At 68.3% G+C, this 14,884-nt stretch carries 9 protein-coding genes and 1 pseudogene; 6 read left to right on the forward strand and 4 right to left on the reverse strand.

Annotation, left to right across the window (positions count from 1 at the left end; all coding sequences use genetic code 11):
- Nucleotides 1–4: 4 nt before the first annotated feature.
- Genes AAF481_14550 through AAF481_14560 form a run of 3 tightly spaced genes read left to right on the forward strand, consistent with a single transcriptional unit; the run spans nt 5 to nt 3,407 of the window.
- Nucleotides 5–1,273 (forward strand): ABC transporter substrate-binding protein, encoded by a 1,269-nt coding sequence (locus tag AAF481_14550; GenBank protein ID MEM7482394.1) that lies wholly within the window; start codon nt 5–7, stop codon nt 1,271–1,273.
- Nucleotides 1,270–2,358 carry an iron ABC transporter permease gene (locus AAF481_14555; GenBank protein MEM7482395.1) on the forward strand — a complete coding sequence of 363 codons (1,089 nt, stop codon included), beginning with the start codon at nt 1,270–1,272 and terminating at the stop codon, nt 2,356–2,358. Before AAF481_14550 ends, AAF481_14555 begins: the two co-directional genes overlap by 4 nt.
- Complete coding sequence (locus AAF481_14560) at nt 2,355–3,407, forward strand: ABC transporter ATP-binding protein (GenBank protein MEM7482396.1); 1,053 nt, start codon at nt 2,355–2,357, stop codon at nt 3,405–3,407. The genes AAF481_14555 and AAF481_14560 overlap by 4 nt, the downstream gene beginning before the upstream one ends.
- A gap of 35 nt (nt 3,408–3,442) precedes the next feature.
- On the opposite strand, the gene AAF481_14565 is transcribed toward AAF481_14560, so the two are convergent.
- On the reverse strand, nt 3,443–4,258 hold the full coding sequence (locus AAF481_14565) for a methyltransferase domain-containing protein (protein ID MEM7482397.1): 816 nt from the start codon (nt 4,256–4,258) through the stop codon (nt 3,443–3,445).
- Nucleotides 4,259–4,368: 110 nt separating this feature from the next.
- Here AAF481_14565 and AAF481_14570 point away from each other — a divergent pair, with 110 nt between their 5' ends.
- Both AAF481_14570 and AAF481_14575 read left to right on the forward strand, forming a co-directional pair.
- Entirely contained in the window at nt 4,369–6,804 is a 2,436-nt protein-coding gene (locus AAF481_14570; GenBank protein ID MEM7482398.1) for an ABC transporter permease, read from the forward strand.
- Between the two features lie 44 nt (nt 6,805–6,848).
- A pseudogene (locus AAF481_14575) lies at nt 6,849–7,043 on the forward strand (MbtH family protein).
- A gap of 9 nt (nt 7,044–7,052) precedes the next feature.
- On the opposite strand, the gene AAF481_14580 reads toward AAF481_14575, so the two are convergent.
- The 3 genes from AAF481_14580 to AAF481_14590 form a co-directional block, all read right to left on the reverse strand.
- Complete coding sequence (locus tag AAF481_14580) at nt 7,053–7,805, reverse strand: peptidoglycan recognition family protein (protein MEM7482399.1); 753 nt, start codon at nt 7,803–7,805, stop codon at nt 7,053–7,055.
- Between the two features lie 232 nt (nt 7,806–8,037).
- Nucleotides 8,038–9,405, reverse strand: a complete 1,368-nt coding sequence (locus tag AAF481_14585) for a hypothetical protein (GenBank protein MEM7482400.1) — start codon at nt 9,403–9,405, stop codon at nt 8,038–8,040.
- Entirely contained in the window at nt 9,395–12,820 is a 3,426-nt protein-coding gene (locus tag AAF481_14590; protein MEM7482401.1) for a glycosyltransferase, read from the reverse strand. Before AAF481_14590 ends, AAF481_14585 begins: the two co-directional genes overlap by 11 nt.
- Nucleotides 12,821–13,054: 234 nt before the next feature.
- Between AAF481_14590 and AAF481_14595 the strand changes: the two genes are divergently transcribed.
- Nucleotides 13,055–14,884: a sulfatase gene (locus tag AAF481_14595; GenBank protein MEM7482402.1), complete on the forward strand. Its 1,830-nt coding sequence runs from the start codon at nt 13,055–13,057 to the stop codon at nt 14,882–14,884.

The following is a 14,884-nucleotide window of genomic DNA, read 5'->3' on the forward strand; positions in this document are numbered from 1 at the left end:
TGTGGTGGAAGGGTCTTGGGTCCGGGCCCTGTCGCTGGCCGCCGCGATTCCGATGGCGGCGGCCAGCGGCTGTGCCCCAGCCGTCCCCACTCCCCCTCATTCGGTCTGGCCGGCGGTACCTTTCGACGGCGTCGCCAACCTGGCCGGTGGCTGCGTCGACGATTTCGACCCGGCCGCCGACTACTTTCCGGACAAGGTCCGGTTCCGGCATTCGGAGCAGCTCGAGGTCGAGTACCGGGGCCACTACAAGGTGGTGACCCTGCGGCCCCGGACCGATCCGGAACGCCTCCTCCGGTGGGTGCTGGTGCAGTGCGGTACGCCGGCGCCGGAGGTTCCGCGGGGAACGGTCATCGAGGTGCCCGTCAAGCGCTTCGCGGTGACCCCTGTGGGGTGGGCCGGAGCGGTCGACGCGCTCGGTCTGGCGGACCACCTGGCGGCCCTCGGGACCGTTCAGCGTCTGACCACTCCGTCACTCATTGCCCGCGTCGCATCCGGGGAGCTGGTCGAGATCGGCCGCTACCACCACACCGACGTCGAGCGTCTGCTGGATCTCGAAGCCGGTCTGGTAGTCGATCACTTCACCGCCTACGCCGACTCCGAGATCGAGCATTTGCTCGCAGCGGTCGGAGCGCCGGTGGCTCTCGATGCCCAGCACCTCGAGGCGACGCCGCTCGCCGCCAGCGAGTGGGTCGCCTGGCTGGCACTCTTCTTCAACCGGGAGCGCGTAGCGAAGGAGCTCCTGGCCGGGATCGAAGAGCGTTACCAGCGACTCGCCGTCGTGGTCGAAGGCGTCCGAAACCGGCCGGTGGTGGTCACCGACTGGTTCGACAAAGACGCCTGGAACGTGTTCGGTGCCGACAACGCCTTCGCGCACCAGATCGCGGATGCCGGTGGCGACTACTTCTGGCAGGAGGACACGCCGCTCAACTGGTTCGAGGTGCCGCTGATCTCGGCCTTCGAGCGCGCCGCCGAGGCGGACCATTGGATTTGGGTGCCGCCCAACATCCGCAACCTCGACGACGCGCTGGCGCAGGAACAGCGACTCGCCGCTCTGCCGGTGGTCCAGCGGGGCGAGCTGTACAGTTTCGATGCCGGCTCTCCGGAGCCGGGACGGGCGCCGTTCTACGATCGCATGCTGATCGAGCCCGATGTCGTGCTCGCGGACATGATCCGCGTGTTTCATCCCGAGCGGCTGCCGGAGCACCGGCTGGTGTTCTTCCGGCGTCTCGGCGGTGCGCCTTCGCAGCTCGAGCCCAGGGGAGGTGAGGCGTGAGCGAGACGCTGACTGTGGACCGCGCTCCGGCGCGACGGACCAGCCGCCGCATCGGCTGGAACGCGGTCCTCTTCCTCGGCCTGGTCGTCGGACTGGTGGTGCTCTTCTTGCTGGAGGTCACCCTCGGCTCGGTGCGAATTCCCCTGGCCGATGTGGTGAGCATACTCGCCGGCGAGACGCCGGATCGCGCGAGCTGGGCTCAGATCGTATGGGAGTTTCGACTTCCGCGGGCGGTGACCGCGATCTTCGGCGGTGCCGGGCTCGCGGTGTGCGGGCTGCTGCTCCAGACCCTGTTCCGCAATCCCCTCGCCGGTCCCTGGGTCCTCGGCGTGCTCGATGGCGCCGCCGTCGGCGTGGCGCTGATCGTGTGGGCGGCGGCGTCCGCCGGGCTGGCGAGTTTCGGCCCGTTCCACGTCCTGGGTGACTTGTCCCTCGCCTTCGGCTCGACGGTGGGAGCATGCTCAATGCTCGGCCTGGTGGCGGTGGTGGCGAGGCGGGTGAGCACGGTGACGCTGCTGGTCGCCGGCATCATGATGGCGGCGATCGCCAAGAGCTTGCTCAGCCTGCTGTTTCACTTCATCGACGAGACCGACGCGCGGGTGATGCTCAACTGGCTTGACGGCAGCTTCGCGTCGGTGACCTGGGATCAGATCGGAGTGCTGGTTCCGGTATCCGCGGTCGGTCTATTGGCGGCGCTGGCGATGGTCAAGCCGCTCAACGCGCTGCTGCTCGGCGAGCGCTACGCCGCGAGTCTGGGCGTCGGGGTGGGGCGGGCGCGGCTGCTTTGCCTCGCCATGACGGCGGTGCTCACCGGCTCGGTGACGGCGTTTTGCGGCCCGATCGCTTTTCTCGGCCTGGCGGTGCCGCATCTGTGCCGGGGGTTGTTCAACACCTCCGACCACCGAGTGCTGATGCCGGCGGTGGTGCTGGTCGGGGCGACCCTCGCCCTCGGTGCCGACTTGGTGACCCACATGCCGTGGGCGCGGCAGTTCTTGCACCTCAACACGGTGACGTCGATGATCGGTGCGCCGGTCGTGCTGTGGCTGGTTCTTCGGCGGCGCCATCTCAGGAGCCTCGAGCTATGAGCGGATCGGACGTGACCCTCGTCGCCCGAGAGCTGACGGTCGGGTATCGAAGTCGTGGACGCCAATCGGCGGTCATCGCCGGACCGCTCGATCTCGATCTGCGGCGCGGTGAGCTGGTGTGCCTGCTCGGCCCCAACGGCGCCGGCAAGTCGACCTTGATGCGTTCGCTGACCGGCATGCAGTCCCCGCTCGCCGGAAGGGTGGAGCTGGAAGGGAAAGCCCTCGCCGATCTCCCTCCCTCCGTCCGGGCGCGCCGGCTCGCCGTGGTCCTCACCGACCGGGTGGCCGTTGGAGTGCTCACGGCGCGGGCGGTGGTCGAGCTCGGGCGCTATCCCTTCACCCCCTGGCACGGCCGCCTCTCGGCGCGCGACCACGCGGCCGTCGATCGCGCTATGCGCTCGGCGGGAGCCGAAGAGTTGGCCGACCGCAGCGTCGCCGAACTGTCGGACGGCGAGCGCCAGAAGGTGATGATCGCCCGGGCCTTGGCGCAGGAGCCGGCGGTGCTCGTGCTCGACGAGATCACCGCCTTTCTCGATTTGCCGCGGCGGGTCGAAGCCATGCGCCTCCTGCGCGAGCTGGCGCGCCGAGAAGGCACCGCAGTTCTGGTCTCCAGCCATGACCTGGAGCTTTCCCTGCGCACCGCCGACCGAGTCTGGCTCCTGGCCAAGGGCGGTGCCTTCGCCTCCGGTGTGCCGGAGGAGTTGGTGCTGACGGGCGCCTTCGCCACCACCTTCGCCAGCGAGGGACTGACCTTCGATCGGGCGAGCGGTAACTTCGAGCTCGACGCCGATCGCCGCGGCTCCATCGCCGTCGAAGGCGAGGAGGTGCTGGCGACCTGGACGGCGCGCGCCGTCGAGCGCCTTGGCTACCGGGCGAGCCCCGGTGGTGCCGCGGCCGACCTCCGTGTCGAGGTCGAGGGGGAAGGAGTCGTGCGCCGCTGGCGGCTGTCGGGCGCCGGAAAGAAACGTGAAGGCTCGACCCTTCCGGAGCTGGTGGCGGTGCTGGCGGCATTGGCTGCCGAAACGGACCGCGGGGGGGGAGTGCGTTGAGGGCCGAGGCCGAGTTCTCGGCCTATTCGAATAGGCTACCGGTCGGGCACGCGGCCGGACGCCGTCAGGCCGGTCAGCGACGCGAGCAAGGGGCCTCTCTGCTCTCGCCGGTCGAGGGCGCCCAGCCAGCGCGCCACGTCCTCCGGCGGCAGCCGGTCCGCGTCGAGCGCCCGCAGCGGTCCGCTCGCAACTCCGAACAGCGCATCGGCCGTGGCGTAGCCCTCGACCACCAGAGAGTGGGCTTCGATGGTCACGTCCTGGAGGCCAGCGTCGCGGCAGAGGCCGGGCAATCGGCGGCCGATCCAACCCTGCGGCACCAAATCGCAGGCCGCCGCGAGGACTTTTCGGGCCAGCGCCGCATCGTCGATATCGACGGCCAGAGTGCCCCAGTCCGGCTCGCTGACCACCACCCGGCGGCCGGGTCGGCACACGCGCATCAGCTCGGCGACGGCAGCGGCCGGATCGGTGACATGCTGCAGCACCCGCTCCGCCCGGCAGCCGTCGAAGGCCGCGTTGGCGAAGGGGAGCGCCAGGGCATTGCCCGCGGTGAAAACGGGCAGGCCTTCGCTACCGGACTTCCGCTGACGACGGGCAGCGGCGAGCAGATCGATGCTGAGGTCCGCGCCGACCGCCCTCAGACCGCTGGCGGCGAGGCGGGCACTTTCGGCGCCGGTGCCGCAGCCGACGTCGAGCACCCGATGGCCGGCGGGCAAATCGAGAGCCTGTTCCATCCGCTCGCGGTACGCGCGCACCGCCGGCAGCTCATTGACCAGCTCGAGATAGGCGGCGAGGCCCTGCGGCCGCGCTGCGGCATCGACTCGTTCGAAACCGATGGCGGGAGAGCGGCCCATCAGGTGGATTCTCCAGTCTGCGTTGGCCCGGCTGCGGCGGGTATGGGATGGAATGGTTTAGCCATGGTAGTGATGCAAGTTTATCAACTTCAATGCATGGGGGAGGAGCGATGATCACCCGGGGTTTTAGCTGGCTTGGACGGTGTATTCGGCCCTATCGGCGGCGTCCCGCCGCGGCGGTTTTGATCGTATTGACCCTTGCCCTCGGCGTCGGCGCCAACGCCGCGGTGTTCAGTGCCATCGACGGAATCCTTCTGCGTCCGTTGCCGTTCGCCGATCCGGACCGGCTGATGGTGGTGGAGGCGGTGCGCGGCGACGAGCCGGGGCCTCTTTCGATGCGCGAGGTCGCGGACCTCGAGGAGCAGCCGGGGCTGTTCAGCGAGGTGGCGGCCTTCCTGCCGGATAGCGCCTACACCCTTTCCGGACAGGGCGAGGCCGAGAAACTCCCGGCCATCCTCGTGACCCACGACCTCGTCTCGCTGCTCGGCGTCGATCTCCTGCACGGGGGAGCGTGGCCGGAGAGCTTCGACCGCGAGCGCAATTTCGGCATCCTCCTCGGCCATCGCGTTTGGCAGCGCAAGTTCGGGAGCCGCCCGGATGTCGTCGGCACCACCGTCGCCCTCGATGCCTCGCCGACCCATTCGCCTTCCTACACCATCTACGGGGTGCTGCCGGAAGGCTTCGAGTTCCCGGACGACACGGCGATCTACCGGTCCATCTACATCAGTCGCTATTTTCCGAACATCGAGGACCGCAATGCGCGGCAGGTCGTGGCCGTCGCTCGGCTGGCCCCGGGTGTTCGCACCGAAGAGGCCGGCCAGAGGATCGCGGCCCTTGGACGACGGTTGGCGGAGCAGTATCCGGAGACCAACCGCGAAGTCGGACTGCGCCTCAATCCGCTACGTGAACGCTACCTGGGACCGGTGCGGCCGTACGTTTTGCTGCTGTTCGGGGCCACCGTTGCGGTGCTGTTGATCGCCTGTGTGAACGTCGCCAACCTGCTCCTCGGAGTGGCGCTCGCACGGGACCGGGAGATGGCCGTTCGCGCCGCCTTGGGCGCCGGCCGTCTGCGGCTGGCCGCGCAAGTGCTGGGCGAAGGGTTAGTGCTCGCTGCGGTGGGGGGACTCCTCGGCATCGCCGCCGCCGTGCCGGCGCTCCATCTGCTGCGGCTGGCGTTGGCTGAGCGACTGCCCTTGTGGATGGATCTCTCGCTCGACGGGCGCGCCCTCACCGCCGCCCTTGTCTTGAGCCTCATTGCGGGCGTCGGGGCCTCGCTGGTGCCGGCGCTGAGGATTTCGGCAGCGCGTCTTCACCAGGCTCTCAAGGAAGGCGGGCGCGGCGGCGGGGCGGGGCGGCGGCAAGCCTTGGCTCGTCGCGGTCTGGTGGTTTCGGAAGTGGCCCTGTGCTTGGTGCTGCTGGTGGCGGCGGGCCTGGTGGTGAGGACCTTCCGCGCCTTGATGGCGGTGGATCCCGGCGTCCGCGCCGAGGGCGTGGCGACCTTCCAGGTGGCGCTTCCGTGGACCTACGCGCAGGAGGATGTCGAGAGGTTTCAGCGGGAAGTGCTCGCAGGATTGGTCAACCTGCCCGGGGTTTCCGGCTCGGCCTTCAACTCGAATCCGCCGCTGACCGGTATCGAACGGGTGGACCGCTCGCTGGTGCGGGCCGAGGGACAAGACGATGTCGAGGTGCAAAACAACCCCTACGCCTTCAACCAGGTGATCAGTGACGACTACTTCGAGGTGGCGGGCGTGCCGCTGCTCGCCGGCCGCGCCTTCGACCGGCGCGACCACGCGGACGCACCGGCGGTGGCGATCGTCAGCCAGCGCTTCGCGGAGCGGCTCTGGCCGGGGGAGTCGGCGGTGGGCAAGCGCTTTCGGGTAACGGAAGACACACCGCAAGAGGCGTCCTGGCGCGAGGTGGTGGGAGTGGTGGGCGACGTTCGCCGCGAGGGGCCCGGTGCGGCTCCGGGTTTCGATCTCTACTGGCCGTTGCAGCAACGTCGGGCGGCTTGGGGACACTATTTCGCCCGCACCACCACCCCGCCCGCGGCGCTGCGTGAACCGGCGCGAAGGGTGGTGGCCGCGGTCGACTCCGGCCAGCCGGTGGTGGATTTTCGGACGCTCGAACAGCGCATCCTCGACAGCGTCTGGAGAGAGCGCCTGACCGGCACGGTATTCGGGATCTTTTCGGTCCTCGCGCTGGTGCTCGCCGCAACCGGAGTCTACGGGGTGATGTCCTATCTGGTCCGGCAGCGCCGGCGGGAAACCGGAGTGCGGATGGCGCTCGGCGCCCGCCGCCGGGATGTCCTCGCAGGCGTTCTGCGGGAAGCGCTCGTCCTGGTGGCGATCGGTGTGGCGAGCGGAGCGGTGGTCGCGCTGATCGCCGCCCAGGGGCTCCGCGGCGTCCTCTTCGGCGTGGCGCCGTGGGACCCCGGCGCCTTCGCCGTCGGTGCGGGCACCCTGGCCGTCGTCGGGCTGCTGGCAGCCCTCGGGCCGGCGCTGCGCGCCATCGGCACGGATCCGGCCGAGGTACTCCAGGCGGAGTGAACGGGAGCCGTTCGGCTTAGAAAGCAATCATGGAGGACGAGGACATGTCGTGGAACGAAGAAGACGATCGGACAACCTATGCCGTGGTGGTCAACCACGAAGAGCAGTACTCGATCTGGCCCGCCGACCGCGAGCTACCGCTGGGCTGGAACAAGGTCGGCAAAGAAGGCAGCAAGCAAGCGTGTCTCGGCCACATCGAAGAGATCTGGACCGACATGCGGCCGCTCAGCCTGCGCAAGCCTTCGGGCCTATCCGGGCTGGCAAGAGCGCACCGACGACCTACCCTTCGAAACCCGCACGGAGGACGGCGAGGAGGTCAGGCCGAGGTGAGATCTCGATTCGGAAGAGCGGCGCTCGGTCCGCCAGCCGCAGAGGTAGAGAAGAAGCGCGAAATTGGCGCCGGCCCAGATCGAATGGAAGAAAGCCGGAGTCAGTCGGACACTGTCGAGCGCCTTACGGTGCTGTGCTCGGATCGCTTGTGGCGCCTGCGAACCAAGGCGAGCCCAGGCAGTCAGTCGCGCAGAGTCGATGTTACGTCCGGGGCAGGCGGTGGGACTGCAGTCCCGGTGTAGGTAGATCCGGTCAGCGGTGATCCCGTGTCGCTTCTGAAGCTCCTGAATCGCATGGCCGAGGGCGACTTGAAGGGGTGCTGGAACCGGCGACGTCTCGAAGTTGCCGGCCACACAAAGGTGGATAGCTGTGAGGTTATGGCGTGGGCTGCGGGTCGCCACGCTCCACAGTCCAAGTCGATACCGGCGAGTCGGCTGTAAGTGGCCAAAAGGAATGTCGGTGCTGCCGTTGGAAAGCACCAGATGATAAGCGCTCTCGAACCAGCCACGAGTTCGGTGCGCCTCGCGGATGGTGTAGAAGTCCGAGACGTTCGCTGCGCTGTGATGGATGACGAGTGCCCGATAGGAAGCGCGTGGGATCAGCAAGAAGGCGGCGTTGACCAGCATGAACCACAGGAATGCGACGAGGGCGCGTTTTCTTCGCTTTGCCATCGAGTGCCAAGGTACTCGTCGTTTGGGGCGACAGGGTGGCACCGACAAGGCATCGGCGGCCCTCCCTAGCGCCCGGAACAGGGTGCACACGCTGGAGGTGGCGACTCACCGCTGAGTCCTTCCGCCTGGGAGAGGTCGGGATCCTCTTCCGGAAGAGAAGTCCAAGAATCAGCGACGGAGCGTTGCGACGCCAGCACACGGTCGAACTCTTCCTTGGCGTCGGCTTCGACTGCTAGGTGCCTACGGGCTCGGCGAGCAGCTCTCGGGCGGCTTCGGCGAGGGCCGGGCGCAGCTCCGACTCCTCGATCAGGCGGCAGCAGGCGGTGGCCACCTGCCAGTGGTTGCTGGCCGAGAGATAGTGGATGCCGGGCTCTCCGCGCCGTTCTCCGAGGGCGAGGTCGGCCGAGATGATCGGCACGCCGCGCTCGATGGCCTCGGTCACGCCGCCGCCGGAGGGCAGGGCGAGCAGCGCGGTGGCGTGGTCGAGCCGCTCCTGGGGCGCTTCGCCGTCCTTGGCGACGAGCACGTTGCCCTGGCAGTGGAGTTCGCGCACGGGCCCCGGGATCGAGTGGCCGAAGACCAGAAAACGCGAGCGACTGTGGCGCTGAAGGACCAGGGGAAGAACCTCCTCGCACAGCCCGCGGGACAGCTCGCCGTCCTCCGCACCGATCATCAGGACGAAGGTCGGGGCCTCGACCCGCGATCCGACGGCGCCCAGGGGACGCCGCGGCGTGGCCGAGTCCATCTGCATCCAGCCGAGCCACTGCCAGGCCTGACCGGCGCTGCTCCCGAGGAGATCGCAGGCTTCGATGCCGCCGGCCTTGCGGATTGCGCGGTAGTCGAAGCAGGGCACCCCGAGGGCGTGCAGGCGCGCCGACAGCAGGTGCTCGCGGAGGATCGCCATCACCTTGTCGCGAAAGCGTTCGAAGGTCTCCGGAGCGAGGTAGAAGCGCGAGTGCCAGGTCTCCTCGAGCTGGCTCTCCGCGATCACGTTGTGGGTCAGCCATTCGAGCAGGAGCTTCTGCAGATTGGCCGAGATCGGCGCGTCGGGCAAGAAAGGCTGCGCGAATCCGCTGCCGAAGAACTGTTCGTGGCGCAACGGCCAGGCCAGGGGGCGCACCTTGTGCAGCACCGGCTGAGGGACGAACACCAGGCTGGTGCGAATCCAGGAGTCGTAGGAAAAATCCAGAATCCGGCACGGCTCCATGAAGCTATCGATCCAGCCGATGCAGGCGCCGAGCTGATGGCTGGCTTCCAGTACCTCGCCATCCACCAGGGCGAGGAAGTCCTCGCCGTAGGCGAGCAGGGCGTCCGTCGCGAAGAGGTAGACATCGGCCTGCTTATTCTGACCGTCGAGCCACTCGAGGCCGCGCTCGAAGGCGGAGAACTCCCAGGCGCCGTTGTCGCCGCCGATGTGGAACAGATTGTTCGAGACCGCGTGGCTCCAGTCGCCGGCGTTCAGGTTGTCGACCACCACGATGGTGGTCTCGAGGGTCGGGATCTCGCCCAGCACTCCGAGCAGCCGGAGCAGGGAGCGCGGGTACTTGTCGCGATCGTGCTGGGCGAAAACGACGGCTAGGCGACAGCCTTCAGCGTTCATCTCGGGGGGCTCCGGCGGTCAGTCCAAAATCGTGGCACAAGGACTCGATGGCGCGTCGAGCGGCCCGCGGGGAGAAGTCTTCCTTGATCCGCTCCAGGCCGGCCTGGGACAGGCGCTGCCAGAGGGCCGCATCGCGGTAGACCGCGATGATGGCTTGGGCGAAGGAGTCGGCGTCGTCGGCGATCATGGCGTCCTCGCCGTGGCTCAGGCCGATGCCTTCGGCGGCCACCGAGGTCATCACGCAGGGCAAGCCGTGGCTCAGGCTCTGGGTGACCTTTCCCTTGATGCCGGCGCCGTAGCGCAGCGGCGCCACCGACAGGCGGCAGCCGTCGAGGTAAGGGTCCATGTCCTCAACGAAGCCCACGATCTCGGTGTGCTCGTCGGCGATGACGCGCAGCTCGGCGGGAGCCTTGCTGCCGATCAGCAGGAAGCGCACCGTCGGAAGCTCCTGCCGCACCCGCGGCAGAATCTCGCTGACGAACCAGCGGGCGGCGTCGATGTTCGGGGGGTGCTCGTAGCCGCCCACGAAGTAAAAGTCGCGGCGCTCCTCGAAGCCCTGCGACGGGGCCGCCGTCGAGTGGATCAGCGACAGCAGGCGGACGTCGAGGTCGGGGGCTTCGCGTCCCAGGATCTCGGCCTCACTGCGGCTCACCACCAGGGTGGCGTCGGCCTTGCGGGCGAGCTGGAGCTCCGACTCCCGCAGGCGATGGGCTTCTTCCTCGAGCTCGACGTCCTGCTCGAGGGCTGCCCGGCGCTCGAGACGCAGGAACTGCAGGTCGACGGTGTCGAAGACCAGGCGAGCGTCGGGACAGAGCCGGCGCACCAGATCGAGGCAACCGGAAGCGATGTGGAAGCGCGACACCAGCACCAGGTCGAAGGCCTCGCCGTGGCGCTCGAGATAGGCCTCGAGGGAAGTGTACTGGGGGGTGACGATGAGCTCTGCCTTCTGCTGCCTCAAGGCCTGGCCATAGGGGGCCATCTCGTAGAGGTTTTCCGGCAGGAAGGTGACCTGGAAGTGGCTCTCCCGGAAAGCGTCGACGAGGGCCGTCATGCGCACCGAGCCGGCATCCTGGTCCGGGGTCGGCACGCGATGATCGATGATCAAGGCGCGGCGCCGGCGGCCGGGCTCGCGATGCCGGTCGAGATCTTCGCTGACCGCCCCTTGGTGGCTGAGGGACTCGCTCCAACGTTGGCGCAGCTCGCGGCGTGGCACCGCCGGGCTCGTCGCCAGCGCGCGCGCCGAGCGTACCGTGATGGCCGGCTGATAGAGGCATCCCAGGGCGCGGCGCCGAAGCTCCAGAGCGAGCTCGATGGCGGCCTCCTCGTCCCGCGACGAGACCTCGAGCTCGGCGGCCTCGGCGGTGCGCAGGGCGAGGAACTGGGAGCGACCGAAGTCGACCCAGCGAGGAAACGAGATCTCCGCCGCATCGCTTTCGAGGCCGGCACCATAGGGTGTGCTCGAGCCGTCTCGCCAGAGCACCGAGCCGGCCTCCGCGACCTTGCCCTGCGGGTCGAGGATCTTGCCGACCAGCAATCCTGCCTGGGGCTCCGCCTCGAAGGTCTCCAGCAGGCGATCAAAGGCGTCCGTCTCGAGGGCGACGTCGCCCGAAAAGAGGACCACAAACGGCGCGCTGGCGCTGCGAGCCGCCGCCAGCAGGGCTGCGATCGGCTCCTCGGCGGCGATCGGGCTGAGATTGCCGAGGGCGGCCACCACATCGGCGCCGGGACCGGCGACGTGAGCTCGTACGGGGTGTTGGCGTGAGGCCTCCGCCACCGCCGGGAGGCAGGCGAGGGGGCTCGACTCGGGGACGTAAACCACCACCTCGAGGGTAGCGTCAGGGGCCTGGGTCACCTCCGGCAGGCCCGCCAGGGCGGACGCCGGCGGGGGCTCCTGCAGGGCCCGCGGCGCCTCCGGGAGACGGCTCGGGGCGCCCGCCGGGGGCTTGCGCCGGCCGCCGAGGGAAAGGGAGCGGCGCAGCGCCGCAAATACCTTCCAGGAGCGGCTACCCCACAGCACGTCGATGAGCTGCTGGGCGGTCTTGGCGGCGGTTTCGACCTCCCGCGCCCGGCGGGTGAGGGTTTGTAGCTCAATCTCGTGGCGGGCCACCCGACGGGTTGCGTCGCGCGCCTGGCGGGTGCCGCGGGACAGCTCGTCGCGCTGGCTCTCGAGTTCCTGACGCTGACGCAGCAGGCTTTCGTGGTGCCAGCGCAGGGACTGCTCGAGCTCGTTCTCGCCGTGCTCGAAGCGGGCCTCGAGGCTGGCCAGGCGCTGGATCAATCGCTCCTCGGTACCCTCGAAGGGGGCCAGGCGGTCACTGACCGACGCTTCGATGGCCTGCAGCCGATCGGCGACCTTGTCCTCCAGGCCGTCGAGGCGCTGCACCGACTCGCCGACGATCTCGAGCTCGCGCTGCAGCTCGAGGACCCGGCGTCCGCTCTCCTCGTGTTCTTTCTCGATCTGGGTCGCCCAGCGCATGCGCTCTTCGAGTTCCGTCTGCAGCTCGAGAATGCGCCGCGCCCGTCCCTCGGACTCTTGCTGCAGTCCCTTGGCCCAGCGGGTGCGCTCCTCGAGCTCGTCCTGCAGCTCGAGAATGCGCTGCCCCCGGCGCGCCGACTCGTCTTCCAGTCCCTTGGCCCAGCGGGTGCGCTCTTCGAGCTCACCTTGGAGCTGCAGGACACGTTCCGTGCGGTTGCGCAGGGCATTGCTTTCGGCGACGTGGAAATAGCTCGCCGCGGGGGCCAGCTCGGCATCGCTGCACACCGCGATCAGGTAGTCGGCCTGGGGCTCGTGACGCTGGCGTCGCGGCCGCTGAAGGCGGGCTTCCGGCGTTCCCCGGTGGGAAGCCGGTGAAAAGAACACCCCCTCGGTTTGGCTCTGGCCGACAACCTGGACGGTGGAAAAGAGCGGTTCGAGCTCATCGAGCAGCTCGCCGAGCTCGAACTCGTGAAGGTGGAACGGGTTCGGTGCCGTCCCCGGCTCGCTGCGGTAGGTCTCCTTGTTGGGCGTCGACAAGATGAACAGCCCTTGCGGCGCGAGGAGCCGACGGACCTCGCCCAGAAAGCTGCGATAGGAGCGCAGGTGCTCGATGATCTCGAAGGCGACGATCAGGTCGAAGGCGCCGTCGGGAAGGGCGGCTTGCTCGCAGTCGGTGACGAAGAAATGCAGGCCCGGGAGACGGTAGCGGCTGCGGGCGAAGGCGATCGCGTCGGCAGCCAGATCGCAGCCGATGGTCGATCGGGCCCCGGCCTTCTGCAGGATGGCGGCGCCATAGCCAGCGCCACAGCCGAAGTCGAGCAGCCGCCGGCCGCGCGCCACCTGGGCGGCGAAGTGGTACCGTGAAACGTGTTCGAGCTGCAGCTCCGGCTCCACCTTACCGGGGACCATACGCTCGCCCGTGAATTCAAGATCGAACATAGCTCCGTTCCTCCCGAAGGCCGTTCCCGGGGGGATCCGACGGAGCCGCCGGAACGGCTCCTCGGGGGATCCCTATGAGGCTTGGAGAGAATGTTGCATTTATCTCTGCAATATGCTCTAGAGTCAGTGATTTAGCGCAATCATGAGGGGCCGTGGTAGCCTCTCGCCGTCGCCATCGTACGCACTATGGAAGAACCTAGCACGAGAGTCCGTTGGGCCGCCCTGGGATGGCTGATGATCTTCCTCGCCGGGTGTGCGCCGTCGGCCGAAATGGCGCCGTCGGCGCCGGTGGAGAAGCCCTTCGGCGAGATCCCGGGCGTCGTCCTGATTCTGATCGACACGCTGCGCGCCGATCACCTCGGCGGCTATGGCTCGAGGCGCGAACTGACGCCTCATCTCGATCGCCTGGCCGAGGAAGGGATCGTGTTCGAGAATGCGATCGCTCCGTCCGCCTGGACGCGGTCGTCGGTGGCCGCGATGTTCACCTCCCGGTATCCGTCCTCGATCGGCGTTCTCGGGCGGGAGGACGCCATCGCGCCGGAGGCGGTCACGCTGGCCGAGGCTCTGCGCGACCGTGGGGGCTTCCAGACCATTGCCGTCAGCACCAACAAGAACGCCGGCCGGCCCTTCGGCTTCGCCCAGGGCTTCGACCGCTTCGAGGTGCCGGATCTCTATGCCGGATATCCCGGGGATTACGAGATCCACACCGCCGAAGGGGTGACCCTCAAGGCCCTGCAGATGGTCGACGAGCTGCGACCCGGCCAACCGTTTTTTCTCTTCCTGCACTATGTCGATCCCCACGACCCCTACCTGCCGCACCCGGGGCTGCTGGCGGAACCGGAGCCGCCGGGTCGCTTCAACGGTTCGCGGGCCGATCTGCAGCGCCTCGATCGCTTGCCGGCCAGCGAGCGCACCGCCGACGATCTGGCTCGCATTCGTCATCTCTATGCCGGCGAGGTGAAGTACTGCGACCATTGGTTCGGACGGTTGCGTGAAGGGATGGCGGCGCGTGGCCTCGACGACAAGGTGCTGTGGCTGGTGACCTCGGACCACGGCGAAGGGCTGTGGGATCACGGTTTGCGGGGGCACGGCTACGACCTCTACGAAGAGATGATTCACGTGCCGTTGATTCTCAAGGCCCCGACCGCTTCCGGTCCGCCGTCGCGGCCGCGAGTGACCGAGCCGGTCAGCCTGATCGACGTTGCACCGACCGTGCTGCGCGTCGTCGGCCTGCCGCCGCCGGCGGACTTTCGCGGCGCCGACCTGCTGGCGGTGGAGAACCGCAGCCGACGGCAGGAGCTGGTCTATTCCGAGGTCGAACTCGACGGCCTCAATTACGAGGCCCTGCGGCAGCGCTCCCTCAAACTGATTCGCAATCGCAGCCGGGTGGCGAAGATCGATGCCCTCGAGCTCTACGATCTCGAGCAGGATCCCAGCGAGCGCACCAACCTCCACCGCCAGCGCAATCGTGAGCGCTCGGAGCTGACGCGGCTGCTCGGAGGCCTCGCCAAGGAGCTCCAGGAAGACGTCATCGGCAGTGGTCGGATCGGCCTCGACGAGCTCGACGACGAGACCCGTAAAGGGCTGCAGGCGCTGGGTTACTTGGGGTCCGACGGACGAGTCGAGGGGCGGTCCCGCCGACCCTCCGCGGCGGGACCCGATCAACCGCTGCCGGTGCTCGACTTCACCCGTGAGGACCATCCCAGCGATCAGGTCCTCGAGGGCTACTACGCGCCCGAGCGGGGATGCCGGTGGATGGCCGGTCGATCGTCGGCACTGCTGGGCCGGGTCACCGAACGGCAGTGGCGGATCAAGGGCTGGGTCGATCTTGCCGCCCACGGTCGAGATGAGCTCACCCTAACCCTGCAGTTCGATGGCGAGGGCGGGGAAGTCCGAACGGTGAGGGAATCGGGATGGTTTCGTCTCGAAGGCGGCTTGCCGCCGTGGGTTCTGGGACGTGACCGGGTGCGTCTCGACATCGAGTGCGACAACGATTTCGCTCCCCCCGGCGGGGACCGCCGCTCTCTCTGCGCCGTGATCGAATCGATCGGTTTCTACGAGTGA

The sequence above is a fragment of the Acidobacteriota bacterium genome (assembly GCA_039030395.1).
GTDB lineage: Bacteria > Acidobacteriota > Thermoanaerobaculia > Multivoradales > JBCCEF01 > JBCCEF01.